Source organism: Paractinoplanes polyasparticus (genome assembly GCF_019710575.1).
Taxonomy (GTDB): Bacteria; Actinomycetota; Actinomycetes; order Mycobacteriales; family Micromonosporaceae; genus Actinoplanes; species Actinoplanes polyasparticus.
On the sequence record NZ_JAHWFK010000032.1, the window covers coordinates 118,877 to 144,622 of the forward strand.

At 72.3% G+C, this 25,746-nt stretch carries 22 protein-coding genes and 1 pseudogene; 12 read left to right on the top strand and 11 right to left on the bottom strand.

All coding sequences use genetic code 11. The features are described 5' to 3' along the window. Nucleotides 1–4 precede the first annotated feature (4 nt). From KXC43_RS29375 to KXC43_RS29385, 3 genes are read left to right on the top strand one after another with little or no spacing between them, the layout of a single operon-like run. Nucleotides 5–892 carry a hypothetical protein gene (locus KXC43_RS29375; RefSeq protein ID WP_221379414.1) on the top strand — a complete coding sequence of 296 codons (888 nt, stop codon included), beginning with the start codon at nt 5–7 and terminating at the stop codon, nt 890–892. Nucleotides 893–925: 33 nt separating this feature from the next. Continuing rightward, nucleotides 926–3,553: an FtsK/SpoIIIE domain-containing protein gene (locus KXC43_RS29380; protein ID WP_221379415.1), complete on the top strand. Its 2,628-nt coding sequence runs from the start codon at nt 926–928 to the stop codon at nt 3,551–3,553. Continuing rightward, entirely contained in the window at nt 3,553–4,257 is a 705-nt protein-coding gene (locus tag KXC43_RS29385; RefSeq protein ID WP_221379416.1) for a hypothetical protein, read from the top strand. Before KXC43_RS29380 ends, KXC43_RS29385 begins: the two co-directional genes overlap by 1 nt. Here the strand turns inward: KXC43_RS29385 and KXC43_RS29390 are convergent. Both KXC43_RS29390 and KXC43_RS29395 read right to left on the bottom strand, forming a co-directional pair. Further along, entirely contained in the window at nt 4,254–5,504 is a 1,251-nt protein-coding gene (locus KXC43_RS29390) for a cupin domain-containing protein (protein WP_221379417.1), read from the bottom strand. The two genes, KXC43_RS29385 and KXC43_RS29390, sit on opposite strands and share 4 nt — an antisense overlap. A 2-nt stretch (nt 5,505–5,506) precedes the next feature. Continuing rightward, nucleotides 5,507–5,758 (bottom strand): BatC protein, encoded by a 252-nt coding sequence (locus KXC43_RS29395; RefSeq protein WP_221379418.1) that lies wholly within the window; start codon nt 5,756–5,758, stop codon nt 5,507–5,509. 89 nt (nt 5,759–5,847) lie between these two features. On the opposite strand from KXC43_RS29395, the gene KXC43_RS29400 reads away from it, so the two are divergent. Further along, on the top strand, nt 5,848–6,642 hold the full coding sequence (locus KXC43_RS29400; RefSeq protein ID WP_221379419.1) for a DUF72 domain-containing protein: 795 nt from the start codon (nt 5,848–5,850) through the stop codon (nt 6,640–6,642). Then, the gene (locus KXC43_RS29405) at nt 6,624–7,415 is read left to right on the top strand and encodes an aminotransferase class IV (protein WP_221379420.1); all 792 of its coding nucleotides are present in this window, start codon (nt 6,624–6,626) and stop codon (nt 7,413–7,415) included. The genes KXC43_RS29400 and KXC43_RS29405 overlap by 19 nt, the downstream gene beginning before the upstream one ends. On the opposite strand, the gene KXC43_RS29410 is transcribed toward KXC43_RS29405, so the two are convergent. The 5 genes from KXC43_RS29410 to secA2 form a co-directional block, all read right to left on the bottom strand. After that, nucleotides 7,392–8,273 carry a DUF72 domain-containing protein gene (locus KXC43_RS29410; RefSeq protein ID WP_221379421.1) on the bottom strand — a complete coding sequence of 294 codons (882 nt, stop codon included), beginning with the start codon at nt 8,271–8,273 and terminating at the stop codon, nt 7,392–7,394. The two genes, KXC43_RS29405 and KXC43_RS29410, sit on opposite strands and share 24 nt — an antisense overlap. 78 nt (nt 8,274–8,351) lie before the next feature. Further along, nucleotides 8,352–8,768, bottom strand: coding sequence for a TraR/DksA family transcriptional regulator (locus KXC43_RS29415; RefSeq protein ID WP_221379422.1), 417 nt, complete (start codon nt 8,766–8,768; stop codon nt 8,352–8,354). 164 nt (nt 8,769–8,932) lie between these two features. Beyond that, the gene (locus KXC43_RS29420; RefSeq protein WP_221379423.1) at nt 8,933–9,565 is read right to left on the bottom strand and encodes a nucleoside/nucleotide kinase family protein; all 633 of its coding nucleotides are present in this window, start codon (nt 9,563–9,565) and stop codon (nt 8,933–8,935) included. 9 nt (nt 9,566–9,574) lie between these two features. Beyond that, a complete protein-coding gene (locus tag KXC43_RS29425) occupies nt 9,575–10,171 on the bottom strand; it encodes a winged helix-turn-helix domain-containing protein (protein ID WP_221379424.1) in 597 nt (198 codons plus the stop codon). A 376-nt stretch (nt 10,172–10,547) separates the two neighbouring features. Beyond that, nucleotides 10,548–12,839: an accessory Sec system translocase SecA2 gene (gene secA2, locus KXC43_RS29430; protein WP_221379425.1), complete on the bottom strand. Its 2,292-nt coding sequence runs from the start codon at nt 12,837–12,839 to the stop codon at nt 10,548–10,550. 120 nt (nt 12,840–12,959) lie between these two features. Here secA2 and KXC43_RS29435 point away from each other — a divergent pair, with 120 nt between their 5' ends. From KXC43_RS29435 to KXC43_RS29445, 3 genes are all read left to right on the top strand, one after another. Beyond that, entirely contained in the window at nt 12,960–13,700 is a 741-nt protein-coding gene (locus KXC43_RS29435; protein WP_221379426.1) for an ATP-binding protein, read from the top strand. 53 nt (nt 13,701–13,753) lie between these two features. Continuing rightward, on the top strand, nt 13,754–15,619 hold the full coding sequence (locus KXC43_RS29440; RefSeq protein WP_221379427.1) for a CheR family methyltransferase: 1,866 nt from the start codon (nt 13,754–13,756) through the stop codon (nt 15,617–15,619). Nucleotides 15,620–15,689: 70 nt separating this feature from the next. Next, nucleotides 15,690–16,421 carry an ATP-binding protein gene (locus tag KXC43_RS29445; protein ID WP_221379428.1) on the top strand — a complete coding sequence of 244 codons (732 nt, stop codon included), beginning with the start codon at nt 15,690–15,692 and terminating at the stop codon, nt 16,419–16,421. A 13-nt stretch (nt 16,422–16,434) separates the two neighbouring features. On the opposite strand, the gene KXC43_RS29450 is transcribed toward KXC43_RS29445, so the two are convergent. Next, nucleotides 16,435–17,595, bottom strand: a complete 1,161-nt coding sequence (locus KXC43_RS29450; protein WP_221379429.1) for a SigB/SigF/SigG family RNA polymerase sigma factor — start codon at nt 17,593–17,595, stop codon at nt 16,435–16,437. A 148-nt stretch (nt 17,596–17,743) separates the two neighbouring features. Then, nucleotides 17,744–20,131 carry a hypothetical protein gene (locus tag KXC43_RS29455; RefSeq protein ID WP_221379430.1) on the bottom strand — a complete coding sequence of 796 codons (2,388 nt, stop codon included), beginning with the start codon at nt 20,129–20,131 and terminating at the stop codon, nt 17,744–17,746. A gap of 221 nt (nt 20,132–20,352) precedes the next feature. Here KXC43_RS29455 and KXC43_RS29460 point away from each other — a divergent pair, with 221 nt between their 5' ends. Then, nucleotides 20,353–20,874, top strand: coding sequence for a hypothetical protein (locus tag KXC43_RS29460; RefSeq protein WP_221379431.1), 522 nt, complete (start codon nt 20,353–20,355; stop codon nt 20,872–20,874). Here the strand turns inward: KXC43_RS29460 and KXC43_RS29465 are convergent. Continuing rightward, the gene (locus tag KXC43_RS29465) at nt 20,871–22,196 is read right to left on the bottom strand and encodes a GDSL-type esterase/lipase family protein (RefSeq protein ID WP_221379432.1); all 1,326 of its coding nucleotides are present in this window, start codon (nt 22,194–22,196) and stop codon (nt 20,871–20,873) included. The two genes, KXC43_RS29460 and KXC43_RS29465, sit on opposite strands and share 4 nt — an antisense overlap. Nucleotides 22,197–22,402: 206 nt before the next feature. On the opposite strand from KXC43_RS29465, the gene KXC43_RS29470 reads away from it, so the two are divergent. The 3 genes and pseudogenes from KXC43_RS29470 (at nt 22,403) to KXC43_RS51395 (ending at nt 24,808) form a co-directional block, all read left to right on the top strand. Further along, entirely contained in the window at nt 22,403–23,881 is a 1,479-nt protein-coding gene (locus KXC43_RS29470) for a glutamate-cysteine ligase family protein (RefSeq protein ID WP_221379433.1), read from the top strand. A 127-nt stretch (nt 23,882–24,008) separates the two neighbouring features. Continuing rightward, the gene (locus tag KXC43_RS29475) at nt 24,009–24,200 is read left to right on the top strand and encodes a hypothetical protein (protein WP_221379434.1); all 192 of its coding nucleotides are present in this window, start codon (nt 24,009–24,011) and stop codon (nt 24,198–24,200) included. Nucleotides 24,201–24,292: 92 nt separating this feature from the next. Next, nucleotides 24,293–24,808 (top strand): annotated as a pseudogene (locus KXC43_RS51395) (glycoside hydrolase domain-containing protein). A 120-nt stretch (nt 24,809–24,928) separates the two neighbouring features. Here the strand turns inward: KXC43_RS51395 and KXC43_RS29490 are convergent. Then, nucleotides 24,929–25,723 carry an alpha/beta fold hydrolase gene (locus tag KXC43_RS29490; protein WP_221379436.1) on the bottom strand — a complete coding sequence of 265 codons (795 nt, stop codon included), beginning with the start codon at nt 25,721–25,723 and terminating at the stop codon, nt 24,929–24,931. Nucleotides 25,724–25,746 lie beyond the last annotated feature (23 nt).

Genomic DNA, 25,746 nt, shown 5'->3' on the forward strand with positions numbered 1-25,746 from the left:
CGAGATGTCACTGATCCAGGACCTCGGCGCCCAGCTCCGCGCGACCTCGGAGGAACTGCCCACCGGTCAGCTCACCGTCGCGCTCGAGAAGCTGCGCAGCGCCACCGAGCTGCTGATGTGGGTGCGCGAGACCTCGGTCGACCCGGTCGGCGTGCCGCAGCTGGGCAACGCCACCGAGCACGCCGAGCGGGCCGCCGCCGCGTTGCGCCTGGCGCAGGATTCGATCGCCCGCTACCTGGCGAGCATCGGCCTGACCGGGGACGCCGCCGCACCGCCCGACCGGGACTGGAAGGCCGGCCTCGAGCAGCCCGACCGGGCCCAGCCGGAGGAGGCGGAGGCCCCTCCCCCGCCCGAGCAGCTGGGTCCGTGGTGGCAGAAGCGCGTCGCCCAGCTGACCGGGGAACCGGCGCCCGAGCAGCGCGACGGCGAGAAGGGCCCGGACACCGCCGAGTTGCTGCGGCGCGTCGCCTCGGGCGTACGAGCCGGCGACCGGGCCCGTCTCGGGCGGGAACTGCACGGGGTGAACGCCTCGACCGGCCTGGCTCTCTCGGCGGTCAGCTCGCCGGTGCTGAGCCGCCTCGCCGCCGACCTGCTCGGCCACGAGCCCCGGCCCGAGGATGTTCCCCGCCTGCGCTCGGCGGCCGAGGGCCGGGTCAAGTCGCTGCTGCCGGGCACCTCCCCGGCCGTCCTGGAAACGTTGATCGCCCGCATCTGCCGGGTCCCCACCCAGGGCGCGCCGAACACCCCGGCGACCCATCCGGCCGACAGCGCGGTCACCGCCGGCGTGCTCACCGGCGTGCTGCTGGCACGCCTCGGACGCGACGCCGGCACGCTCGACGCGTCCGCGCCCGACCCGGTGCGCCGCCCCACCGAGGCTCCCGACCAGCGATGAGGTCCCTGATCACGACTGCCGACGGGCCCCGCCATGCCTGACTCGACCTCGCAGCAGGTGATGGACATCCGAGCCGGGCTGTCGCACGCGCTCGGTGCGGCATCCACCGCCCTCGACGCGGCACGCGCCGGCTACACCCGTGCCGTCGACCGCCTGCGCCGGGTCACCGAGGCGGCCGAGGCGCGCCGGCACAAGGTGGCCGCGGCCCGCGACACGCGCCTGGCCGAGATCGACCAGCAACACAAGACCGACCTCGCGGCATACGCCGAGGCCGCTGCGGCCGCGGCCGACCGAGCGGCACCGGGCGCGGCCGGCGACCCCTGGGACGACTGGCAGCCCACTCCGCTCGACCGGGCGGCCGAGCTGCGGATCGGCCGGCTGCTGCTGCCGCACCCCGAGGACGTGCCGGCCCTGGTGCCGCTGCTCGACCGCGGTCACGTGGTGGTGCGTGGTGACCGTGCGGCCGGCGACGAGGTGGTGGCCGGGCTGCTGCTGCGGGCGCTCGGCACGGCGCCGCCGGGCGGGGTGCAGATCATCGGGTACGACCCCGAGCACCTCGGCGGCGGGCTGGCCCGGTTCGCCTCGCTGGCCCCGGTCAACGTGCTCACCTTCGTCGGGCCGGGCGGGCTGGGCTCGCTGCTCGACGACCTCACCGGCCAGGTGCGCCGGATCAACGAGACGGTGCTGGCGGGCGAGTACACGTCGCTGCGCGAGCTGAACGTCGCCACCCACCGGCGTCCCGAGCCGTGGCGCATCGCCGTGCTGCTCGGTGCCGGGGACCTCAGCCGGGCCGAGCAGGCGCAACTTCAGCGGCTGCTGCGCACCGGCGCGGCCTGCGGCGTCCACCTGGTGATCCAGGGGTTGCCGGTGCCGGCCACCGAGGGCGTCGAGTTCATCACGGCTGCCCCGGGCGACCGGGCCCACATGAGCAGTGCCGGGGCTCTGCCCGTACGGCTGGACGGGGGCCCGCCGCAGCCGGTGGTCGCCGCGACCTGTCGCCGGATCGCCGAGGCCGTCGCCGCCGGCCCCGCGCCGGTGGCCCTCGACAGCCTGTTGCCGCAGGTGGAATGGCAGGAGAACTCGGCCGCCGGGCTGACCGCGCCGCTCGGCGACAGCCCCCTGGGCGTACCCGTGCCGGTGACCTTGTCGGACTATCCGCCGCACGCCCTGATCGCCGGGCCCTCGGGCACGGGCAAGACCAACCTCATCTACGCCTGGATGGGCGCGCTGGCCGCCCGCTACTCCCCCGCCGAACTGGCCTTCTACCTGCTCGACTTCAAGGAGGGCGTGTCGTTCGCCCGGTTCGCGCCGGGCCGCCGCGACCAGACCTGGCTGCCGCACGTGCGGCTGGTCGGCGTCAACGTCAACACCGACCGCGAGTTCGGGCTGGCGCTGCTGCGCTTCCTGGGCGAAGAGCTGCGCCGCCGGGCCGACGCGGCCAAACGGTACGAGGTGACCAACCTGGCCGAGCTGCGCGCCGAGGACCCGGAGGGCTCGTGGCCCCGGATCGTCGCCGTCATCGACGAGTTCCAGGTGCTGCTCTCGGGCCGCGACGCGGTCGAGAAGGAAGCCGTCGACCTGCTCGAAGACCTCGCCCGCCGGGGCCGCTCGCAGGGCATCCACATGATCCTGGCCAGCCAGGACGTGTCCGGCATCGAGGCCCTGTGGGGGCGGCCGGCCCTGGTCGCGCAGTTCTCACTGCGCATCGCGCTGCCCCGGGCCCGCCGGGTGCTGGCCGAGCAGAACACGGCGGCGGAGTCGCTGCCCCGCTATCACGCGGTGGTCAACGCCGACTCGGGCGCGGTCGAGGCCAACCGGGTCGTCCGGGTGCCGGCGGCCGGCGACCGGGAGCGGTGGAACGCGTTGCAGCACCGGCTGTGGCGGCGGCGGCCGGACGACCAGCCGCCGCGGTTGTTCGACGGTGACGTCGTGCCGCGACTGGCCGACAGCCCCGACTTCCGGCGGCTGGCGCCGGCGGAACAGATGCCGGCCCCGGTGGTGCTGCTGGGCGAGACGATCGATGTGGAGGCCCGCTCGGCGCGTACGGTGTTGCGCCGCGCCCCCGGGCGCAACCTGGCCGTGCTGGGCACCCGCACCGAGGAGGCGTGCGCGGTGCTCGCCACGGCCGCGCTGTCGCTGGCCGCGCAGTTCCCGCCCGAGGGCGCCCGCTACTCGATCCTGTGCCTCGACCCCGACGCCCGGCCCGCCGCGGCCGCGCTCTGCGCCCAGCTGCCCGACTGCGGCTGGTACGAGCACGACAACGCCGACTGGGTGCTCGAGGACGCCGCGGCCGAGTCGGAGGCGTCGTGGCCGGCCGACCGTCCGCACTTCCTGCTGATCTATGCGGCCGACGGGCTGCCCGGGGGCAAGAGCGCGGCCGACCAGCTGCGGACGATCCTGCGGCAGGGGCCGGAACGGCGTATCCACGTGCTGGGCTGGTGGCGGGGCGCGGCCCTGCTGCGCGAGGCGCTGGGCGGCCCGGCGTCGCGCACCGACCCGATCGGCTCGTGGGTGGCGCTGGACGTGCACGGCAGCGAGCTGGCCCCGTTCTATCCGGGCACGAACACGCCGACCTGGTATCCACGGCCGTGGCGGGCCCTGCACTTCGACCGCTCGGTGCACCGCGGGGCCGCGGTCATCATTCCGTACGGAGTGACCTGATGAACGAGAGTGGACTGCAACCGGCTGACTTCGCCACCGCCGACTACCGCAGCGTGCTGCGGCGGCTGACCACTCTGGACGACGAGGCGGCCGCCCAGCGGGCCGAGGCCGTCCGCTGGCACGACGGCCGGCTCGCCGCGGCCGACCAGGCGGTCGAGGAGGCGGGGCAGGCCGTCCAGGAGGCGAAGCGAGCCGTCGCGGCCGCCCAGCGCACGGTCGAAGAGGTCGACGCCCGCGCGGCCGGGCTCTGGTCGGAGTACGTGCACAAGGTCGGGCCGGTCGCCGAGCGCTACGGGCGGATGATGCCGCCCGCCTCGATCCCCCGCCAGCGCAGCGACCGGGACGCCGCGGACTACCTCGACGAGGTGGCCACGAAGGTGAAGTACACCGCGCCGGCCCGGCCCATCACCGGCGGCGTGAAGCTGTTGTTCACGGTCTTCGGCTTCCTGGGCGGCGTGGCCGGAGCGATCCTCAACCACGTGCTGCGCCAGGCCGGCGACACCACCAAGGACGGCACCTGGCAGGACGCGCTGCCCGTGCTGGCCCTGCTGGCCCTGCTGGCCTGCCCGGTGCTGGCCGTTGTGGCCGCCAAGCGGGTGGCCGACCGCCGTGGCAGCGGGCTGGACGCCACGACGGTCGCCACCGTGCTGATCACCGGCCTGGTCACGGCCGGCGTGCTGGTCGCCGCCCTGCGCACCGTCTAGCGCGCCGGGACGACCAGGGCCTCGTTGAGCAGACGGCGGGCCAGCACCAGGCGGTCGGCGTCGTCGTCGAGGGGCAGGTCGCCGACCGGTAGCGGCTCGCCGGCCAGCGCGACACGCAGGGCCGGGGCACAGTAGGACGGGAAACGTATCGTGCGGCCGACCAGGCGCAGCACGACGTGTTCGGGGCCGTCGTCAGCCAGACTCCAGCGCAGGCCTTCGCGGACGCGGATCTCGTCGCCGGCGTCGAGGCCGGCCGCGAAGTCGAGCTGGGCCAGCGGGCTGACCGGCTCGGGACGGGCCGACGGCCAGTCGCGGGCACGCAGGCGGGCGGCCACCTCGGCCGGCTCCACGGTGGTCAGCCAGTCGCGCAGGGCCTCGACGGTCTCGGTCAGCTCGGGCTCGATCGCGTCGGGGTCGGCCACGTCCACCGCGTAGGGCAGGGTGGCCCGCAGCCGGGCGTCGTCCGCGGCCAAGGTCAGCAGCTCCTCGACCAGCGCGTAGCGGGTGAGGGCCCGCACCCCGATCGTCAGGTGCAGCGAGCGGGCGCCCAGCGCCTCGGCCGAGTGCAGCCAGCCGCGGGGCAGGTAGAGTGCGTCGCCCGGGGCGAGCACCACGTCCAGGTCGGGCTCGCCCTGCGCGGTCGCCGACACCTCGTCGGCCCGGCCGCCCCACGCCTGCTTCTCGAGCGGGTCGGGAAGGACGGGCGCGTGCAGGCGCCAGCGCTTGGTGCCGTCGACCTGCAGCACGAAGACGTCGTGGGTGTCGTAGTGGGTGCTGAAGCCCTGGCTGCCGGGCGGGGTCAGGTACGCGTTGACCTGCAACGGGCGGCGCAGCTCGGCGCCTAGGCGGCGGCTGTAGTCGATCAGGGGCGGCCAGAGGCGGTGCAGGCCCTGCAGCACGAGGGTCGCGCCCTGGGCGTACAGATGCATGACCTGGTCGTCGAGAACCTGGTCGGTGATCTCGGCGCCCGCCCCGCCACCGCCGGTGAAGCGCTCGGCCGGCAGCACCTTGCCCTGCTGGGCGACCCGCAGGAACGGGGTGCGCAGGCCGCGGCGGCTCAGCAGCTCGTCGACGGCGTCCGGGGAGAGAAGGTCGGCGAAGCCGTCGGACCCGGCCAGCTCGCCGGCGCGGGACAGCAGCGGCGCCTTGCCCCAGTACGCGGCGGCGAACTTGCCGGGCTCCACGGCCACAGCACGGGACAGCGCCGGGCGGTTCCCGCCCGGCGCCTCGTTCGTCGTGCCGGGCATTGTCAGGACGCGGTGCCGTCGGCGCCGCCGTCGGTCCCACCCGGGTTCGCGCCACCGTCAGCCGGGCCCTCGCCCGCGCTGCCGTCCGCTCCGCCGTCGTGGCCCTGCGGGTTCGCGCCGCCGTCGGCCGGGCCCTCGCCCGCGCTGCCGTCGGCGCCGCCGTCGTGCCCACCCGGGTTCGCGCCACCGTCGGCCGGACCCTCGCCGGCGCCGGGGCCCGAGGTCGAGGTGATGTCGTTGTCGCTCAGAGACATGGAAACTCCTTCTTCGGTGGAGGACAGCGACCGCGTGGTACCCGGTGATCAACCGGTCTAACCCGGTGTGACCGGGGTATCCCGGGGGGATGCTGCGGATCGGGACGTCGGGCTGGCAGTACCGCGACTGGCGGCCGGAGCGGGGCGGGGACGACACCGGCTACCTGTATCCGGACGGGCTGCCCCAGCGGCTGTGGCTGGAGCACTACGCCGAACGCTTCGCGACCGTGGAGGTCAACAACGCGTTCTACCGGCTGCCGGAGCGCTCGACCTTCGAGCAGTGGCGGCAGCGCACCCCGGACGACTTCTGTGTGGCGGTGAAGATGAGCCGCTACCTGACCCACATCAAGCGCCTGAAGGAGCCGCAGGAGCCGGTGGCCCGGTTCTTCGAGCGGGCGACCGCGCTCGGCGACAAGCTGGGGCCGGTGCTGCTGCAGCTGCCGCCGAACCTGAAGGCCGACCTGGGCGCGCTCGACGAGACGCTGAGCCTGTTCCCGGCCGGCGTCCGGGTCGCGGTGGAGCCCCGGCACGACACGTGGTGGACCGAGGACTGCCGGCGGCTGCTCGCGAAGCACGGGGCGGCGCTGTGCTGGGCCGACCGGCTGAGCCGGCCCGTCACTCCCCAGTGGGACACCGCCGACTTCGTCTACCTGCGGCTGCACGAGGGGCGGGCGCGACCGTGGCCCCGCTACGGACGGGCTGCGCTCCGGTCGTGGGTGGAGCGTCTGGCCTGCGTACGGGATGCTTTCGTGTTCTTCAACAACGACCCCGGCGGCGCGGCGGTCATCGACGCCGGCGTGCTGGCGGGCGCCGCCGAGCGGCGGGGCCTGGCGATCACCCGGGTGCCCCGCCTTAAGGTGAGACCGTGCGCAACATCGAGCTGAACGGCCGGACGCCCGACCTCGCCGAGATTCACCGGCTCGCCTCGGTCAACTACGGCCACTTCACGTCGATGCAGGTCCGCGACAGGTCCGTCCGCGGCCTGGGGCTGCACTTCGCCCGCCTGGCCGACGCCAACGAGGAGTTCTTCGGCTGGCGGGCCGAGCTCGATGACGAGCACCGGCTGCGCGAGCTGATCCTGCGGGCGCTGGGCGACGCCCGGGACGCCTCGGTACGGGTGTCCTACGTGCCCGGCGCCGACCCGGCCGGCCCGCCCGACGTGGTGGTGGCCGTGTCCGAGCCCGCCTCCGACGAGCCGGCCCCGCCGCTGCGGGTGCGCATCGACCCCGACTTCCGGCGCGAGTGGCCCGAGCACAAGCACTCCGCCACGATGAGCCTGTTCCGCGCGCAGCGGCTGGCCCGGTCGGCCGGCTACGACGACGCGCTGTCGGTCGGCCCCGACCGGCTGGTGCGCGAGGGCACGGTCTGGAACGTCGCGTTCTTCAACGGCGATCAGGTGATCTGGCCGCAGGCGCCCATGCTGCGGGGCGTCACCATGGTGCTGTTGCAGATCGCGCTGACCATGCGGGGCGTGCCGTGGACGATGCGCCCGGTGCCCATGTCGGAACTGCTGGACTTCACCGCGGCGGTCGCCGTCAACTCGCGCAGCGTCCGGCAGGAGATCGCCTCGATCGACGACCTGACCTACTCGGCCGGCGACAAACTGGCCGAGCTGCTGGGCGAGGCCTACGCGTCAGTCCCCTTCGACACCCTCTAGCAGCTCGATCATCTCGGTCGCGTTGCGCTGGGCGTAATCCCGGTAGCAGTTGTTGAAAAGTACGTGCGTCGTGTCGGCGTCGTCGGCCAGCGCGCGCAGGCGCGGCGCCCACTCGGACAGCTCGCGGCGCGAGTACTCGTACCCGAACTTCTCGTGGATGTCCTTGCTCGTCCACTTGTCGCTGTGGCCGTGGAAACGCACCACGGCCAGGCCCGAGGTGGCGGCCAGCACGGGCGGCACCGACGACTTGTGGCCCTGCGGCATGTCGACGCCCACGAAGCTGAGCTTGTGGGCGCGCAGGAAGTCGAGCGTCTCGGTCTGGTTGGCGCCGTCGAACCAGGAGGCGTTGCGGAACTCGAAGACTCCGACGATCGGCTTGCACCGGGCGGCCACCTCGAGCACGTAGTCCTTGTTGGAGCGGCGGATGCCGAACCACGGCGGGAACTGGAAGAGGACCGCGCCGAGCTTCCCGGCCTCGGCGAGCGGGTCGAGCGCCGCCAGGAAACGGCTCCAGACCTCCTCGTACGCCTGCGCGGGCAGGTCGCCGGGGTAGACGTTCTTCTTGTCGGTCTCGGGCCGCAGATCCTTGTAGATCGCCGACACCCGGGTCGGGTGGCCGGTCAGCAGGCTGAACGCCTTGATGTTGAACGTGAAGCCGGCCGGCGTCCGCTCGGCCCAGAGCCTGGTCGTCTGCTCGGCGGGCGGGCCGTAGTACGTCGAGTCGACCTCGACCACCCGGTACTGCCGGGCGTAGTAGGCCAGCCGCTTCTCGGGGTTGTCGGCGCTTGCCGGGTACCAGCCCGAGTCGAGCAGGGTCTTGTCGGTCCAGGACGCCGTGCCCACGTCGATCGTGCCCATGTATTGCACGCTAACCCCGATACGGCGGGTCCGCCGCACACCGGCGGCGGACCCGGACGTCTCGGGGTGGCGGGCGGATCAGCCGGCTCGGCGCTCGCGGTTCTGCTTGCAGTTGACGCACGTGGTGGCGGACGGGAAGATCTCGAGCCGCTCCCACGGGATCGGGTTGTGGCAGGCCTCGCAGTTGCCGTACGAGCCCTCGTCGAGACGCGCCATGGCGTGCTCAGCCTGGGTGCGCCGGTCGAGCAGAGTGCGCAGCAGCGAGGTCGCCGCGTCGCGCTCGGCCGTCTTGGAGCCGCTGTCGGCCTGGTCGTCGCCGGCGGAGTCGCCGATCTCGACCAGCCGGAGCTGCTGGTTCTCGGCCACAGCCGCCTCGTACTCGCTGTTCAGGTCGTTGAACCGGCTGCGCAGGACGGCCCGGATCTGGTCGATCTCCTCCGGCGTACGCCCCTTCGCGGCACTCTTGCCCGTGATGACCGCTTGATTGACGAGCATGCGCTCCCTGCCCTTCCTCTGCCCCTGCCGGTGGTGCCCCCGAAGCCGACGCCAACGCACCGTGGTGCCGCCTGATACCCACCGCCGAAGATCCCAAACGGGGCCTCCGCTGAAAAAGTAACCGGAGCATAACTGTCAGTGGTGGGTTCCGCTACAGACTCGCTTCATGAACGTTCGAGGACCATCGCCGGACGACGTGGATCATCGACGCGCAGGACCACGTCGGCGAACGAGGCGGGCCCGACCTCCTCGGCGTACCGGCTGAAAGCGGGCAGCGTCCAGGCGTCCTCGGCGGGGGTCCGGCGGAGCAGCGCGGCGGCCGACATCTCCAGGTGCACCGTGACGTCGAAGGCAAGCCCGCCACCGAGCAGGAGGGGGCCGCTGACCAGCAGAATCGTGCCCGCCGAAAGCTCGGTGTAGGACTCGCGGGCGGCTCGGTCGGCGGTGGCGTCCCAGAGCCGGGCGAGCACCCGCCCGGAGCCGCCGGGACCGGCCGGATCGAGTACCTCGCGGGCCAGCCCGGCCTCGTCGAACCAACCCTGGTAGTACGAGTCCGGGTCGTTGCGGCCGAACTCCAGGCGCAGTGACGCGGGTCGCAGGAAGTCGGCGGTGTCTATCCGCATGGCGGGACGGCCCCGGGCCCGCAGCGGGCCGACCAGGGCGTCGGCCAGCTCCCCCGGGCCGGCCGCCGGGGCGCCGTCGAAGGCGACCCGGAGGTAACTGTCGGATTCCCGACTTGTCAGCAGATCGGCGAGCTCCTCGACGAGGACGTCGGTGGAGATGGGGCGGACACGCACCCGTCGACGTTACTCGTTGGGCTTGATCACGACGTGGGCGTCGTCGGAGAGGCGGTAGCCGACACCGTAGACGGTGGTGATCAGTGGCGCCGTGCCGCCGAGCTTGAGGCGCAGGCGCCGCACGTGCACGTCGACGGTGCGCTCGCCGGTGTGGTCGTAGCCCCAGACTCCGGTCAGCAGCTGCGCGCGGGTGAAGACACGGCGCGGGCGCTCGGCCAGGAAGAGCAGCAGATCGAACTCGAGGCGGGTCAGCGGCAGCGGCTGACCGTCGACGATCACCTGACGGGTGCCGGTGAGCAGCCGCACCTCGGGACCGGCAGCCAGGTCGGCTTCGCGCGGCGCCAGGTCGCCCGCGGCCGCGTCGCCCGCGAACATCTCGCCCGGCGCGGCGGCAGCCTCCATGGTGACCGTGCCGTGGCTGACCTCGACCAGCTCGCGGACGGCCTCGATGAGCTTGTGGGCCTGCGGCGAGATGGAGTCACCGGTCAGCGGGATGGCGACCGTGACGGTCAGGGCGGGTTCCGACGGGCGACGGGCGGCGGCGGAGCCACGGCCCGGGCCGGTGGCATGTCGGGCGAGCCGTGGTGAAAGCGCACTGGCCGGCATTTAGTTGATCCCCCTGAAAGCTGGCGCACCTGAATAGGCGTGTCGGTAATCGAATACGTCCGATCACCCTCCGTAAAGCCGCGGATGATATTTCCGCCAGCGGAGTTGCGGGGTCAACCCGTCAACCACACTGTGGGAAAATCGTTCCACCGCGGAAAATGCATTCCGGTAACAGATTCTGTCAGACTGATTACGCGTTGCCGAACGCATGGCGCGCTGTTCATATGAGCCGCGGGGAGCGTTTCCGCTGCTCGGGGCCCCTATCACGACGCGATCACGGCGGCATTCTGAGACGAGAGACACACGATTCTTCGTTGCCGGTGCAAAAAGAATCCGGGCGTTCCCGAAGGAACGCCCGGACGACAGTTGCCCTTTGTTACTCGCTCCGGCCGACCAGCCGGCGACCGACGGCGGCGATGAGCCGATCGAGTTCCGAACCGAACGGGTTGTCGTGCACGAGGTACGTCCACGTGGCGCTGGGCCGGACGATCTTGGCGCGGTCGGGCTCCCAGCCCTCGCTGAAGTCGGTCTCCTCGAAGGTCTCGATGGTCCGCTTCTCGATCTCGAGCAGCACCTTCTGGAACGCCGGCACGGCGGCCCGGTGGAACTCGTCGAGCGGGTCGAGCTTGCCCAGCGCACGCAGGTGCACGCCCTCACGCACCTCGGACAGCTCGGCCAGGTGCTCGACCCACAGCCGGTCGAGGTGGAACAGCGCGATGGCCCGGGCCGCGTCGGACAGCACGTCCTCGTCGAGTTCCTTGGCCTTCTCGGGCGACCGCTCCAGCAGCATGATCGCGGCGACCTCGGAGGTGAGGAGACGCTCGCGGCGCTCGGCCATCGCCACCCGCTGCTGCTCGATCACCACGCTGTAGCGCCAGGTGTTGCGGTGGATCTCGTGGTTGACGCCCTCGGCCACCCGCTGAGCGTGCTCGACCGCGTAGTCGACCTGCTCGTCGTGGACGACGCCGTCCATGTCCATCCGCGGCGAGGCGGGCAGGATGTCGCCGGCGTGCCGGGTGACCAGCTCGTCCTCGAGGCTGACGAAGAAGACCGAGCCACCGGGGTCGCCCTGGCGACCGGCCCGGCCGCGCAGCTGGTCGTCGACGCGGCGGCTGTCGTGGCGACCCGCGCCGATGACGTAGAGGCCGCCGAGCTCGACCACCGCGTCCCGGTCGGCCTCGTCACTGCCGCCGAGGCGGATGTCGACGCCGCGGCCGGCCATCTGGGTCGAGACGGTCACCGCGGCCAGCGCGCCGGCCTCGGCGATGATCCGGGCCTCCTCGGCGTCGTTCTTGGCGTTCAGCACGTTCGACGGCACGCCGACCGCGGCCAGCTGCTTGGCCAGCAGCTCGGACGCCTTCACGTCGAGGGTGCCCACGAGCACCGGGCGGCCCTTCTCGTGCGCGATCTTGATTTCCTCGACCAGCGCCTCGTCGCGCGTCTCGTGCGCCGAGTAGATGCGGTCGGGCTCGTCGTCGCGGATGTTCTCGGCGTTCGACGGGATGACCGCGACCTCGAGCTTGAAGTATTCGCGCAGCTGCTCGCCGACGTGGACCGCGGTGGCGGTCATGCCGCAGACCGTCTTGTAGAGCGCGATGTAGGCCTGCACGGTGATCGTGTCGAGGACCTCGCCCTCGGCGGTGGCGGTCAGGCCCTCCTTCGCCTCCACGGCGGCCTGCAGGCCGTCGGGCCAGCGCCGCCGCTGGGCGACCCGGCCGCGCATCTCGTCGATCAGCTCGACCGAGCCGTTGCGCACGATGTAGTCGACGTCGCGCCGCAGCAGGGCCTCGGCGTGCAGGGCCACGTTGACCGCGGACAGCTGCTGCACCTGGTCGTCGGCGTAGAGGTCGATGCCGAGCTGCTCCTCCATCTTCTTGAGCCCGGCCTCGGTGAAGGCCACGCTGCGGCCGTCCTCGGCCACCTCGTAGTCCTTGCCCGCCTTGAGCTCGCGCACCAGCTCGGCCGCGTCGTGCACCGGGTCGGCCTCGGTGGCGATGCTGCCGGCCAGCACCATCGGCACGCGGGCCTCGTCGATCAGGATCGAGTCGGCCTCGTCGACGATCGCCGTGGCCAGCTCGCGCTGCACCCGGTCTTCCACGTCGGTGACCAGCTGGTCGCGCAGGTAGTCGAAGCCGGCCTCGCTGACCGAGACGTACGTGACGTCGGCCAGGTAGGCCTCGCGGCGCTCCTCGTGGGTCGACGTCTCGGTGACCCAGCCGACGCTGAGGCCGAGCAGCTTGTAGACCGGCTGCATCCACTCGGCGTCGCGGCGGGCCAGATAGTCGTTGACGGTCAGGACGTGCACCGGGCCGTTACCCAGGCGGACGTGCCCGTAGGCGGCGACGACCGCGGTGAGCGTCTTGCCCTCACCGGTGGCCATCTCGGCGACCTTGCCCGAGAGCAGGGCCATCGCGCCCAGCAGCTGGACGTCGTACGGCCGCTGCTCGAGGGCCCGCTGGGCCGCCTCCCGACCGACGGCGCAGATCTCGGTGAAGTCGGACGCCTCGCCGGCCGCCGCGGTCAGCGCCTCGTCGTCCAGCTCGCGCAGCGCTTCCTCACGCGCGTCGATGGCCGGCAGACGCTTACTGAACGGCGCGAGGTCGACCGTCGTGCCCGGACGCTGCAAAAACTTGCGGAACCGGCTCTTCAGCCGCTGCGACACACCCATGGCGCGCAACGGTACTTCATTTCCCTGAGTGGTTGGTCACGACTGCCGGGGCTCGACGCGTTTGTGTCGGTGTCCGGCCGGGCACGTTGAGCCGGCAGATCGTGTAGTGAAGGAGGCAGGGTGCCGAGTCAGCTCGTGTGCCGGCCGGAACGGGGCTTCCCGGTGGCCGCGCTGCGCGTCCGCGGCACCCTCGATCAGGTCACCGGGGACGCGCTCCAGCAGGCCGTGCGACTTCGCCTGGCCGAGCAGCCGACGGTGCTGCTGCTCGACGTGGCCGGGCTGCGCATCGGGGACCCGGTGGGGCTGTCCGCGCTGAGCGCGACCGTGTGCGAGGCCCACGAGTGGCCGGACGTGCCGGTCGTGCTGTGCGGCGCCGACCGGCGGACCCTGGCGATGATCACGGACGCGCCCGACTGCGCGGGGCTGCGGTACGCCGACGACTTCGCGGCCGCGGTGGCGTCGGCCCGCGCCGAGACCGTCCCGCCGCGCATCCGGGTGCGGATGCGGCCCGTGCCCGACGCCTGCCGCCAGGTGCGCCACCTGGTCACCCAGGCCTGCGCGGCCTGGCAGCGATCCGGGCTGACCGCGACCGCGACGCTGATCGCCACGGAACTGGTCGCCAACGTCGTGCGGCACGCGCACACCACCATGGACTTCACCCTGCGGCCGCTGCAGGGCGGCCGGCTGGGCATGACCGTGCGGGACCACAGCCGGCGGATGCCCAAGCCCAGCGACGCGGGCCTGTCCGACCCGGGTGGCCGCGGCCTGCGACTCGTGCGCGACCTGACCGACGCCTGGGGTGTGCTGCCGGTGACCGACGGCAAGGTCGTCTGGACCCGGATGTGCGCGGACGCCTTCTGACCCCTGGCGAACCGCCGGCGGCGGCACGCCACCAGGTGGGATAGCGTCTGCCTGTGCAGCCGACCGACCCGGAATTCGAAGCGCTCCTCGCGTATCTCAAAGAGGCGCGTGGCTTCGACTTCACCGGCTACAAGCGGTCGAGCCTCATCCGCCGGGTCAACCGGCGGATGAACCAGGTCGACATCGCCGACTACCAGGAGTACGCGGACTACCTGCAGGTCCACCCGGGCGAGTTCACCGCGCTGTTCAACACCATCCTGATCAACGTCACGGGTTTCTTCCGCGACCCCGAGGCCTGGGAGTACCTGAGCAAGGACGTGCTCGGGCCGATGATCGCGGCCAAGCCGACCGGCTCGCCGATCCGGGTCTGGTGCGCGGGCTGCGCGTCCGGCGAAGAGGCCTACACCCTGGCCATGGCGCTCTCCGAACTGCTCGGTTTCGAGGCCTTCAAGGACCGGGTCAAGATCTACGCCACCGACGTCGACGAGGAACAGCTCAACGAGGCGCGCCAGGCGACGTACGGTGAACGCGAGCTGGAGGCCGTGCCGCTCGAACTCGCCGAGCGCTACTTCGAGCCGTCGAACGGGCGGTTCGCGTTCCGCAAAGACATGCGCCGGTCGGTCATCTTCGGCCGCAACGACCTCGTGCAGGACGCGCCGATCTCCCGCATCGACCTGCTGACCTGCCGCAACACGCTGATGTACCTGAACGCCGAGACCCAGGCCACGATCCTCGGCCGGTTCCACTTCGCGCTGCGCGACGAGGGCGTCCTCTTCCTCGGCAAGGCCGAGATGCTGCTCAGCCACACCCACCTGTTCACGCCGATCGACCTCAAGCGCCGGGTCTTCCGCCGGGTCCCCCGCCTCTACTCCCGCCCCGGCGTGGCCTTCGCCGACACACCGCCGCCCGACGAGCCGCCGACGACCGGGCTCGACGAGCTGCGCAACGAGGCGTTCGCGTCGAGCCCGCTGGCGCAGCTGTCCCTCACCTCCGACGGACTGGTCGCGCTCTCGAACCGGCAGCTCGAGAAGTTGTTCGGGGTGTCGTCGCGCGACATCGGCCGGCCGTTCCGCGACCTCGAGCTGTCGTACCGCCCGGTCGAGCTGCGCCGCTACATCGAACAGGTGCAGCTGGAACGACGGACGATGCGCATCGCCGACATCGACATCCCGCACGGCGGCGACCGGCTCAATGTCGAGGTGCAGATCAGCCCCCTCGTGGGCGGCGACGGCAGCCTGCTCGGTGTCAACATCATCTTCCATGACGTGACCGCGGCCCGGCGGCTCAAGGACGAGCTCGAACAGGCCAACCAGCAACTCGAGGCCGCGTACGAGGAACTGCAGTCGACCAACGAGGAACTCGAGACGACCAACGAGGAACTGCAGTCGACTGTCGAGGAGCTGGAGACGACGAACGAGGAGCTCCAGTCCACCAACGAGGAACTCGAGACGATGAACGAGGAGCTCCAGTCGACCAACGACGAGCTCCAGAGCATCAACGACCAGCTGCGCATCTCGAGCACCCAGCTCGACGAGGCCAACGACTTCCTCGAGACGGTGCTGACCAGCATGGAGGCGGGCGTCGCGGTGGTCGACCCCGACCTGCAAATCCGCATGTGGAACCGCCGGGCCGAAGACCTGTGGGGCCTGCGCGCCGGCGAGGTGATCGGCCAGCACTTCCTCAACCTCGACGTCGGCCTGCCGATCGAACACCTGCAGCCGATCCTGCGGGCCGCGCTCGGTCCCGACGCGAGAGGCTCGGAGCTGCTGGTCGACGCGGTCAACCGGCGCGGGCGCACGATCTCGGTGCGGGTGGCGTGCACGCCGCTGCAGCACCGCGAGGGTGGCGCCCGGTCCGACGGAGCGATCATCGTGATGGAAGCCGGGGTGACCGAGACCGGCGCAGCGGAGCCGGTCTGACCCATCTGTTTGCCGGCTTGGTGAGCGGGTAAGCGGGCCGGGCGCGAGGGAAGCGAAAGGGGCGGTGCGAATGCCCATCACGTACGAGGTCAGTGCCGACAACGGCGGCCTGATCGGCTCCGTCGGCGGTTCGCTGAGCCTGGTCGACGTTCCGTCGCTGCACGTGAACCTGCTCAAATCGCTCGCCGAACAGCCCCCCGCACTGCTGCTGGACCTCACCGCGCTCGACGTCGTCGAGCCGCTGGCGCTCACGGTTTTCAACGCCGTCGCCCGGCAGGCGGCGCGCTGGCCCGGCACCCCCGTTCTGCTCTACGGCCTCGCGCCGCCCACCCGTGAGCTCTTCGCCCAGCCCGTCTTCCACCAGCTGAGCATCGTCGACAGCTTGGACGCCGCGCGGGTGCAGCTGGCCACGATTCCGGAAACCGGCCGGGTGTCGGTCTCCGACGAGCTGCTGCCGGTACGCGGCGCCGCCCGGCACGCCCGCGACCTGGCCACCGACGCCTGCCTGCGCTGGGACCTGCCGGGTCTGGCCGGGCCGGCCAGCCTGATCGCCAACGAGCTGGTCAGCAACGTCGTCGACCACGTGCACACGATGATGACCCTGCGGCTGTCATTGCGGCCGCGCTATCTCACTGTCGCGGTGCGGGACGGCTCTCCGGTGGAGGTGAAGCCGCCGGGAGAGGTGCCGTTGGACGCCCGGCGCGGCCGCGGGCTGTTGCTGGTCGACGCGACCGCGCACGCCTGGGGTTGCCTGCCCTCCGCTGACGGCAAAGTGGTGTGGGCCAGCCTGCGCCGCCCCTGACCCGCCGGGCGGGTCAGTTGTCGAGCAGGCGCGCCAGGCCGGTCACGGACAGGATGCTGGCCACGTAGGGCTGGGCCCGGGTGAGAGTCAGCGGGACCTCGGCCACGGCGGCAGCCGACGCCGCGTCGATCAGGACGGCCACACCGGCCGCATCCAGCAGCGGCACCCCGGACAGGTCGACCACGACCGGGTCGTTCCCGGCCAGGCCGATGGCGTGGCGCAGGCCGATCCGCATGCGCTCGGCGGTGTCCCGGTCGACCTCGCCGCGGACCCGGGCGACCACCACGTCGTCCTCGCGCACCGCCTCGACCACCATGGGGTGACGCTCGAAGCGGCCCTCGGGGCCCTCCCAGCGCGGCGGGGTGTCGCTCAGCATCGCCTCGCGCAGCCAGGACAGCGCCCGGCTGAGCAGGCGCGAAACGTGCATCTGGGAGATGCCCAGCTCGGTGGCGATCTCGGCCTGGGTGCGGTTGCCGTAGAAGCGCATCGCCAGCATGCGGCGCTCCCGGGGCGGCAGGCGAAGCAACAGGTCGCCCACGGTGACCTTGTCGTCGACCAGTTCCAGGTCGCTGTCGAGGCCGCCGATCAGCTCGCCGAACTCGACGGCGCCGTCGCTCCCGCCGACCGGCGCGTTGAGCGACGACGGCGAATAGCCGGCCGACGACTCCTGCGCCTCCAGCACGGCGGCGACGGGGACGCCCAGCCGCCCGGCGATCTCGGCGGCGGTCGGCGTACGCGAGAGGATGCTGGTCAGAACCATGGTGGCGTGCCCGACCTCGAGGCTGAGATCCTGCACCCGCCGCGGCACGTGGACGCCCCACGTCTTGTCGCGGAAGTGGCGCTTGATCTCGCCCGAGATGGTGATGACGGCGTACGCGGTGAAGGAGCCCCGCTCCGGGTCGTAGCGGTCGATCGCCTTGACCAGCCCGAGCCGCGCCACCTGCTCGATGTCCTCGAAGGTCTCGCCGCGCCCGCGGTAGCGCCGGGCCAGCCGCCCGGCGAACGGCAGGCAGAGCCGGGTCAGACCCTCACGCAGCGCGGCGCGCTCGGCCGGGTCGGACTGCAGGGAGCGCTCGGAATAGGCCAGCGCGGCAGCGTCGAGATCCTCGAGCCCGTCGTCTGCGGTCGTCGCGCACGGACGCTGCGCGGCCTGCAAGGCGCCGTGATCGGACATCGGCTCTCCCTTCAGCGACGCCGACCCGGACCTGGGAGAGCGCCACAAGCACCAGGGCGACCCGGGTTCATGACCCTGACCGCCCTTCGCCGACCGTACTGCCCTGTTCGACCGGCGCTCAAACATGTCGGGATGTCATTCTCAAAATTCACCGATCGGGGCGATCCTTGTCGTTGAGCGGCTTGTTGAGCTGGCCCATGTTGGGCGCCTCGAGCTTGGGCCGGGACGGGCGCGGACCGGCTTCAGCGGGACCCGCGTTGGCCGCCTGGGGCGGGGTGGTCTGCTGACCGGCCGCCGGCGGGCGATTCGCCTGGCCCGCACCGGGAGCCTCGAGCGGTGAGCGGCCCGGATTCATCATCGCCGCGCGGGGCGCCGAGTTCTGCTCGGGCGTGGTGGCGCCGAAATGGGCGGAGGCGTTACCCAGGCCGGGGAGTACGGCTGGGGCCTGGGCGGGGCGTCCGGGCAGGCCGGACGGCTCCTCCCCGGCCGGACCGGCCGGGCTGGGATGAGCGGCCGGCGCCTGCCCGGAGTATCCGGGAGCCTGCCCGAGACCGGACGGCTCGTGACCGTCGGCCGCCGATCCGCCTGCAGCCGGGTCGCCGGGTGCGCCCGCCGGCATGCCGGGCGCGGCCTGACCGCCCGGCGCGGTGAAGCCGCCCGGCGCGCCGGGGACTGCGCCGGTCCGCGAGAGGCCGGACGGTTCCTGGCCGGAGGACATGCCGGACAGGCCGGACGCCTCGCTCTCCGGAGCAGGCGGGGCCGGGGCCGGAGCCCCGAGGTGAGCGCCGAGGCCCGAGAGCTCCTCGCCCGCGGGAGCAGCAGGGTGAGTCGTTTCGCGGGCCGCGACGGGCTGCGGCATCGCGGGCTGCGGAACGGGCGGGTCGGCGACCGGTCGCGGCGTCATCGCCTCGGCAACCGGCTCGGGCGTCCTCGGTCCGGCCGCCGGGGTGGGCCGGGGCGGACCGGCGAACGGCCGGGCCGGCGACTGGGGCCGACCGGCGACCTCGGACGGCGGCGTGGCCGGGCCGCCGGGCATGCCGGGCGCTCGTGGGGCGACGGGGCGGGCCGGGACGAACTTGGGGGCGTCGAGCGGCCGGGTCTGGTGCCAGTTCGGCGGGAGGGGCGACGCGGCCGGCTTGCGCTGAGCCGGGGCCTCCTCGGCAACGGGCGCCGCCGGCGTCATCCCGGTGGGGTGAGCGGCGGTGTCCGGCCCGGTGTCCGGCATGCCGCCGACCGGGGGAACCCCAGCCTGCGACCCGGGAGCCCACGCGGCCGGCGGGCTGTCGGCGGAACCGGCAGCAACTACCGGCCCAGCAGCCCACGCACTACCGGCAGAGCCGGCGTCAGTTGTCGCCCCGGGAGCCCCCGCAGCCGACGCGCTTCCACCTGCGCCGGCACCAACCACCGGCCCGGCAGTGGGCGCAGCCGGCGCGCTCGCAGCCGAGCCGACATCAGCCACCGGTCCGGCAGCCGGCGCGGCCGGAGTGTTCCCCGCCGGGCCGGAGTCATCGACCGGCCCGACGGTTCGCGCGCTGCCCGTGGCCGGGGCGTCGTGCTGAAGGGAAGGCGGGCCGGTCTCGGGCAGCTCCTCCGCCGGGCTGGTGCGGAAGCTCATCGCCCGGCGGGGCCCGCTCGGATCCTCGGCGGAGGAGCGCAGCCCGCTCTCCTGGGCCAGGTCCACCGGCGCGGGCACAGCTTCGGGCGGCGTCAAAGACGTCAGGCGATGCTCCGGCGGTATGACGGGCGATCCGTTCTGCGGCAGCAGCGCAGGCAGCGAAACACGGTCGGACGGCTCGGCGGACCCTCGCCCGGGCTGCACCTCGGACACCGAGTCGGGCGTCAGTCGCACTACGGACGGCGGGCCGGGTTCCGACGACATCGCCGCGTCGTCCCCAGGCAGCCGCGTCGACGCTGAGCCCTGGTCGGATGGCAGCGCGACTACGGGCGCGACGAACGAGATGCCGACCGGCGTCTCGTGCCGGGCCTCCCGATAGCCGGAACCGGTCGACGGGCTGTCGTCGTCGGGCGCGGCGCGGCGGGCCACGTACTCGGACCGCGCCGGCTCGTCGTCGGAAGTCATCACGATGGGCGATCCGAACGCAGTGGGCGACCGCGGGCCGGCGGCCGACGCGAACGCGGATCCGGAGGCGTCCGGCGCCTCGAAGACGTCGGCGGAACCGAACGCGGTCACCGGCGCGTAGTCGTCGGCCGAGCCGAACGCGGTCGACGGCCCGTAGTCGTCCGCGGAGCCGAAGGTTGTGGGCGGGCCGAGCGGTGGCAGCGGGGCCGCCTCGCCGTACGGCTCCCCCAGACCACGCCGGGACGCGGCCACCAGTCCGGACTGCTCGGCCAGGCCGGCTGCCACCACGACCTCGGCCGCGGCCTGACCGGCGGCGCAGGGCAGGCGCTCGCCGCAGGCCGGGCACACGGTCAGCCCCTCGCCGGGGCCGTGTCCACCGGCGTGCGCCTCCAGCACCTCGCGCGCCGTACGGGCCAGGATGCTGTCCGGATCCACGAAGGCCCTCGTCGATGCCACGTCAGCCGCCCCCAAACTCCGCTGCGAGGCGAGCGCCTCGCCGACACCGAACCAGTTGACCGCCGATCGGTGGCGATTCGCGCGGTTTTCAGCATTTCGGCGACGCAGGTGGCAAACGAGCAAGATGCTCATCTTCGCCGCCTACCGTGCTCACGTATTCACTCACGGTGCTCGCCATTTGACTCTCCGTACGATATGAGAATCCCTCAGGAGGTGCCCCCATGGATGACCTCGACCTGCATCGTGAGCAGATCCTCCGGCATGTCGGACCCATCATCACCGGTCGCTTCGCCGGCTTCCTGACCTCGTACACCCGGGAAGTTCGCATCGGCCAGCCCCTGGTCATGGCCGTTTTTCTCGCCTCGAGCGTGTTCCACATGCTCGGCGCGGCCCTGCGCATGAAGCCCAGCCGCCGCAGCTTCAAGGAACTCAAGAAGGGCCCCGAGTTCCTGGTGACGCCCGTGCGGCTGCGCGACGACCTGGGCCAGACCTACGAGGTCGAGATGCACGGCCAGCTACCCCAGTCGGCCCTGCGGCGCGGCGACCTCGTGCAGGTCACCACGACCCCGCAGAAGGACCCGGCGCTTCCCGTGCGCCTCGTGCGGGTGGTCAACCTGACCACGATGCAGCCGCTGACCCCGCGCATCCCGACGATGTGGTCGCACCTGGGTCCGGCCCTGCTGCTCCAGGCCGTGCTCGGCATCGTGGTCGTTGCCGCGATCATGGCGTTCTGGATGCGTTAGAGCTCGTCCAGCGGCACCGCGTCGGCGAGGGCCCGCATACCGTCGTCGTTCGGGTGCAGGTGGTCGCCCCCGTCGTACTGCGGGTTCAGCCGCAGCGGCTGGAGCGGGTCCCGCAGCGCGCGGTCGAAATCGGCCACGCCGTCGAAGGCGCCACCGCCCCCGGCGCGGATCCACGCGTTGACGCGCTGGCGCACCCGGTCGGCGGCCGGCGTGTACGAGTGATAACCCTGCCACGGCGTGATCGTGCCCCCCACGACCCGCAGCCCCTCGGCCCGGGCGCGCGCCGCCAGCCCGGCCAGTCCGAGCGCGAGCCGCGCGGGGTCGGTCTGGCGCGGCTCCTGCATGATGTCGTTGATGCCGGCCAGCAGGATCACGGCGCGGGCGCCTGAGCGTTCCAGCACGTCCTCGGCGAAGCGGGCCTGCCCGGAACGGCCGGCCACAGCGGTGATCCGGTAGCGCGGGTAGCGCGCGTCCAGCAGGATCCGGTTGCCGCTGATGCCCGCGTTGGCCACGCCGTAATCCGGGTCGGGGGCTGCCGCCAGCCGGGCCGCCAGCAGGTCGGTCCAGCGCCGGTTGCGGCCCGGGGTGGAGGCGGCGCCGTTCGTGATCGAGTCGCCGAACGCCACGATCGTGCCGGGTGCGCCGGTCACCTCGACCGCGGTCACGTAGAACCAGGCCCAGACGCCCCGGGTGAACGCGGCGGCGGTCTCGTCGCCCGCGTGGTCGGCCGGGCCGGGACTGACCAGCGACCGTTGCTTGGGCTCGGCGTGCAGGGTGGCGGCGGCCGGCCGGCGCGGGGTCCAGACGCTCACGAGCAGGTCGGCGTCGGGCGGGACGGCGAGCGGCAGCGCGTCGCTGAGCACGTCGCCGCCCGGTGGCACGGTCACCTCGCCGCGGCCGCCGAACGCCGCCTCCCGCATCGAGCCCGGAACCGCCGTACCGTCGCTGGGGTCGGCGGAACCGTCGCGGCGGCCGCCGGTGTGGGCCGAGAGCGCCACCGTCACCCGCCCGAAGCGCACCGGCTCGACGCCGAACCGGTTGCTGAGCCGGACGCGCACCCGCGGGCCGCCGATCGTCGTGTGAACCACGTTGCGCACCGTGTGCCCGGGCAGCCTGGCCCGACTCGCCGACGACGGCGCGGCCGACCACGCGGTCGACCAGGACGCCAGGGAGGGCCGCGAGGGAGACGAAGCCGGCGCGGCCTGAGCCGACGCCTGCGGCGACGGCGCACCGGACCGCAGCGGACCGAGCGCCGTCCACGTGACCGTCAGGACCGTGGTCAGCACCGAGGCCACCACGACACCGATCAGCAACCGTCGCACGTTCAAGATCTTGCCCTCCCGAGGGTGCAGATCCGGATGAAATCCGCTGCGGAGGGGTACCGCATCGGACGTGCCCGCCGGTCTCACCCTCCACCGGATCGATGCCGTGGGAGAAGGACAGCGGGTGCGATCTCATGCTTTGGTGTCGCCTGGCGCGGCTGCCTGCCGTGTGTGACTGTGAGGGAAGTGCAGAGAGGTGGTGCGCCGTGGGCGAGGACGTCGATCAGGCCAACTTCACCCGTGAGGACCGCGCCAGGTACCGGCACAAGATCCGCCGCAGCCTGGATGTGTTCGCGGCCATGCTGCGCGAGTCCCGCTTCGATTTCGAGCGGCCGCTGACCGGCATGGAGATCGAGCTCAACCTGGTCGACGAGAACTGCGACCCGGCGATGCGCAATTCCGAGGTGCTGGGCGCGATCGCCGATCCCGACTTCCAGACCGAGCTCGGCCAGTTCAACATCGAGATCAATGTGCCCCCGCGGCGCCTGGCAGGCGACGAGAACGCCGATCTGGAACGTACGCTGCGGGCCAGTCTCAACAACGCCGAGAAGCATTCCCGTACGGTCGGCGCGCACACGGTGATGATCGGGATCCTGCCGACGTTGAAGCGCGAGCACATGACCGACGACGCGCTCTCCGCCAATCCCCGCTACAAGTTGCTGAACGAGCAGATCTTCGCGGCCCGCGGCGAGGACCTCGACATCCGGATCGACGGGGTCGACCGGCTGGCCGTCACCACCGACACGATCGCGCCCGAGTCGGCCTGCACCAGCACCCAGTTCCACCTGCAGGTCAGTCCGGCCCAGTTCGCCGCGTACTGGAACGCGGCCCAGGTCATCGCCGGCATTCAGGTGGCCCTGGGCGCGAACTCGCCCCTGCTGTTCGGCCGGGAGCTGTGGCGCGAGACGCGCATCCCCCTGTTCGAACAGGCCACCGACACCCGGTCGGAGGAGATCCGGGCCCAGGGCGTACGCCCGCGGGTGTGGTTCGGCGAACGCTGGATCACCAGCGTCTTCGACCTGTTCGAGGAGAACGTCCGCTACTTCCCGGCCCTGCTGCCGATCTGCGACGAGTTCGACCCGGCCGAGATCCTGGAACGGGGCGAGGTGCCCGAGCTGAGCGAGCTGCGGCTGCACAACGGCACCGTCTACCGCTGGAACCGGCCGATCTACGACGTCGTCAAGGGCCGTCCGCACCTGCGGGTCGAGAACCGGGTGCTGCCGGCCGGACCGACCGTTGTGGACACGATGGCCAACGCCGCCTTCTACTACGGCCTGATCCGCACCCTGGCCGAGGCCGAGCGTCCGCTGTGGACGCAGATGAGCTTCAGCGCGGCCGAGGAGAACTTCCACACCTGCGCGCGGCACGGCATCGACGCCACGGTGTTCTGGCCCGGTCTGGGCTACATCCAGGTCACCGAGCTGGTGCTGCGCCGCCTGCTGCCGATGGCCCGCCAGGGGCTCGAACGGTGGGGCGTCTCGCAGGGCGAACGCGACCGGTTGCTGGGCATCATCGAGCAGCGCTGCCTGACCCACCGCAACGGCGCCGCCTGGCAGGTGCGGACCCTGCACGCCCTGGAGGCCGACGGCGTCGACCGCCAGGACGCCCTGCACGAGATGCTGCGGCGCTACCTTCCCCTCATGCACGAGAACCTCCCCGTGCACGAGTGGCCCTACCCCGGCTGAGCGTCAGCCGGCACGACGAGTCCTCGCCGTTTCCGCAAGACAACGGCCGTCGATCAGCGACTCGACTTCTGTCACCGCCGCAGCGGCCGGGATCGGCGCCGCCTGCGCCCCGGGCGCCGCCGGGGACGTGCCGATCCTGCCGTTCGCCGGGCCGGTCGACTTCTCCCCGACCGCCGACACGAAGGACGCCAAGTACGCCTCGACGTTCACGCACGCCCAGGAGACCGCTACCCCCGGGCGATATGCGGTGACCCTCGACTCGGGTGTCCGGGCCGACCTCGCGGTCAGCACCCGGCCCGGCGTCGGTGATTTCACATGAGGGTGCACCGGGTCCGCGCGGGGCAGAAGGCGGTCTACGGCACGTTCTCCGGCTGGGACCAGTACCGGGCCCAGATTTAGCTGCTCGGGCTGCTGCGACCGGACGTCGCCGGGGACATGGCGACATCGATGGCCGACTTCGCCGCCCAGAACAACGGCGTCTGGGACAGATGGCTGCACCTGGGCGCGCCGACCCTTGTGATGACCGGCGACCCGGCCGCGCCCACCCTGGCCACCTGGTACGCCATGGGCGTCAGGAACTTCGATGCCCGCGCCGCCTTCGACTCGCTGTACCGGCAGGCGACCGTGCAGAACCCGGACGCCTTGTCGGATGCCGGCTGTCCCGGGTAGTGCACCGGCCAGCGGGCCACCCTCGACACGTACCTGGCCCTGCGATACGCCGCCAACGACATCTGCCACTGCTGGGGCGGAGCGGCCGAGACCCTGGAGAACTCGCTCGCCGACTTCTCGCTGGCGATGTGGGCCCAGCGGCTCGGCGCCTTCGGGGAAAGCCGGGAGCTCCGATCGCGCGGCGGCTACTGGAAGAACACGTACACGGCAACGGAGCCCGACTCACGAAATCCTGGCTCTCCGAATCCTTCACCCTGACCGGCGGCACCCTCGACCTCACCCTGGGCGCCACCCCGAACACCACCTGGGCCACCGCCCCGGCCGACCTGCCGAAGGACCACTGAAGCGGGGCCTGGTTCATCCCTCCGGAGCGGCGGGTCAGAGGCCGGCCAGGAACGTGTCGAGGGCTTTGTTGAAGGCGACCGGCTGCTCGAGGTTGGGGAGGTGGCCGGCGCCTTCGATCACCGCCAGGGCCGAACCGGGGATCAGGGCGTGCATCTGTTCGGCGTCGGCCACGGGGGTGAACTCGTCGTCCCGGCCCACGACGATCAGGGTGGCAACGGTGACCCCGGTCAGCAGATCGCGGTAGTCGGGGCGTTCGGCCCGGCCCCGCAGCGCGGCGGCAGCCCCGGCCGGAGGGGCGCCGAGCATCATCGTCATCACGTGGCCGGCCACGGCCGGCATCGCCTCGACGTTGTAGGGGGCGATCATTTTGGCCAGGTTCTGTTCGGCGTAGCCGGTCATGCCCTCGGCCTCGAGGCGGTCGGCTGTCGCCCGCCGGTGCGACCGGGCCTCGGGAGTGTCGGCCCGGGGGAAGGTGTCGGCCAGCAGCAGGGCCCGGATCCGCGACGGGAACTGGCGGTAGCACTCCATGACGATCTGGCCGCCCATCGACAGGCCGCCCAGCACCACGTCGTCCAGACTCAGGTGGTCGAGCAGGGCGGCGACGTCCCGGGCGAACACGGGCAGGGGCGTGCTGCCCTCGACGACCGTCGTCGTGCCGTAGCCGCGCAGGTCGGCTGTGATCACCCGCCACCCCGAGCCGGTCAGCGCCGCCACCTGCGGGGCCCACATCGAGCGGTCGAACGGATGCCCGTGCACCAGCACCAGGGGCCGGCCCGCGCCGGAGTCGTCGTAGCCGATCGTGATTCCGTTGACCTCCGCTGTGCCCATGGGATCGACGCTAGTGATGGCTC

Excerpts from the sequence above, each read along its gene's own strand:
- KXC43_RS29490 (WP_221379436.1), bottom strand. The coding sequence starts at position 25,723 with ATGGGCACAGCGGAGGTCAACGGAATCACGATCGGCTACGACGACTCC.
- KXC43_RS29375 (WP_221379414.1), top strand. The coding sequence starts at position 5 with ATGTCACTGATCCAGGACCTCGGCGCCCAGCTCCGCGCGACCTCGGAG.
- secA2 (WP_221379425.1), bottom strand. The coding sequence starts at position 12,839 with ATGGGTGTGTCGCAGCGGCTGAAGAGCCGGTTCCGCAAGTTTTTGCAG.
- KXC43_RS29415 (WP_221379422.1), bottom strand. The coding sequence starts at position 8,768 with ATGCTCGTCAATCAAGCGGTCATCACGGGCAAGAGTGCCGCGAAGGGG.
- KXC43_RS29395 (WP_221379418.1), bottom strand. The coding sequence starts at position 5,758 with ATGTCTCTGAGCGACAACGACATCACCTCGACCTCGGGCCCCGGCGCC.
- KXC43_RS29445 (WP_221379428.1), top strand. The coding sequence starts at position 15,690 with ATGCCCATCACGTACGAGGTCAGTGCCGACAACGGCGGCCTGATCGGC.
- KXC43_RS29400 (WP_221379419.1), top strand. The coding sequence starts at position 5,848 with ATGCTGCGGATCGGGACGTCGGGCTGGCAGTACCGCGACTGGCGGCCG.
- KXC43_RS29385 (WP_221379416.1), top strand. The coding sequence starts at position 3,553 with ATGAACGAGAGTGGACTGCAACCGGCTGACTTCGCCACCGCCGACTAC.
- KXC43_RS29450 (WP_221379429.1), bottom strand. The coding sequence starts at position 17,595 with ATGTCCGATCACGGCGCCTTGCAGGCCGCGCAGCGTCCGTGCGCGACG.
- KXC43_RS29425 (WP_221379424.1), bottom strand. The coding sequence starts at position 10,171 with ATGCCGGCCAGTGCGCTTTCACCACGGCTCGCCCGACATGCCACCGGC.
- KXC43_RS29380 (WP_221379415.1), top strand. The coding sequence starts at position 926 with ATGCCTGACTCGACCTCGCAGCAGGTGATGGACATCCGAGCCGGGCTG.
- KXC43_RS29460 (WP_221379431.1), top strand. The coding sequence starts at position 20,353 with ATGGATGACCTCGACCTGCATCGTGAGCAGATCCTCCGGCATGTCGGA.
- KXC43_RS29410 (WP_221379421.1), bottom strand. The coding sequence starts at position 8,273 with ATGGGCACGATCGACGTGGGCACGGCGTCCTGGACCGACAAGACCCTG.
- KXC43_RS29390 (WP_221379417.1), bottom strand. The coding sequence starts at position 5,504 with ATGCCCGGCACGACGAACGAGGCGCCGGGCGGGAACCGCCCGGCGCTG.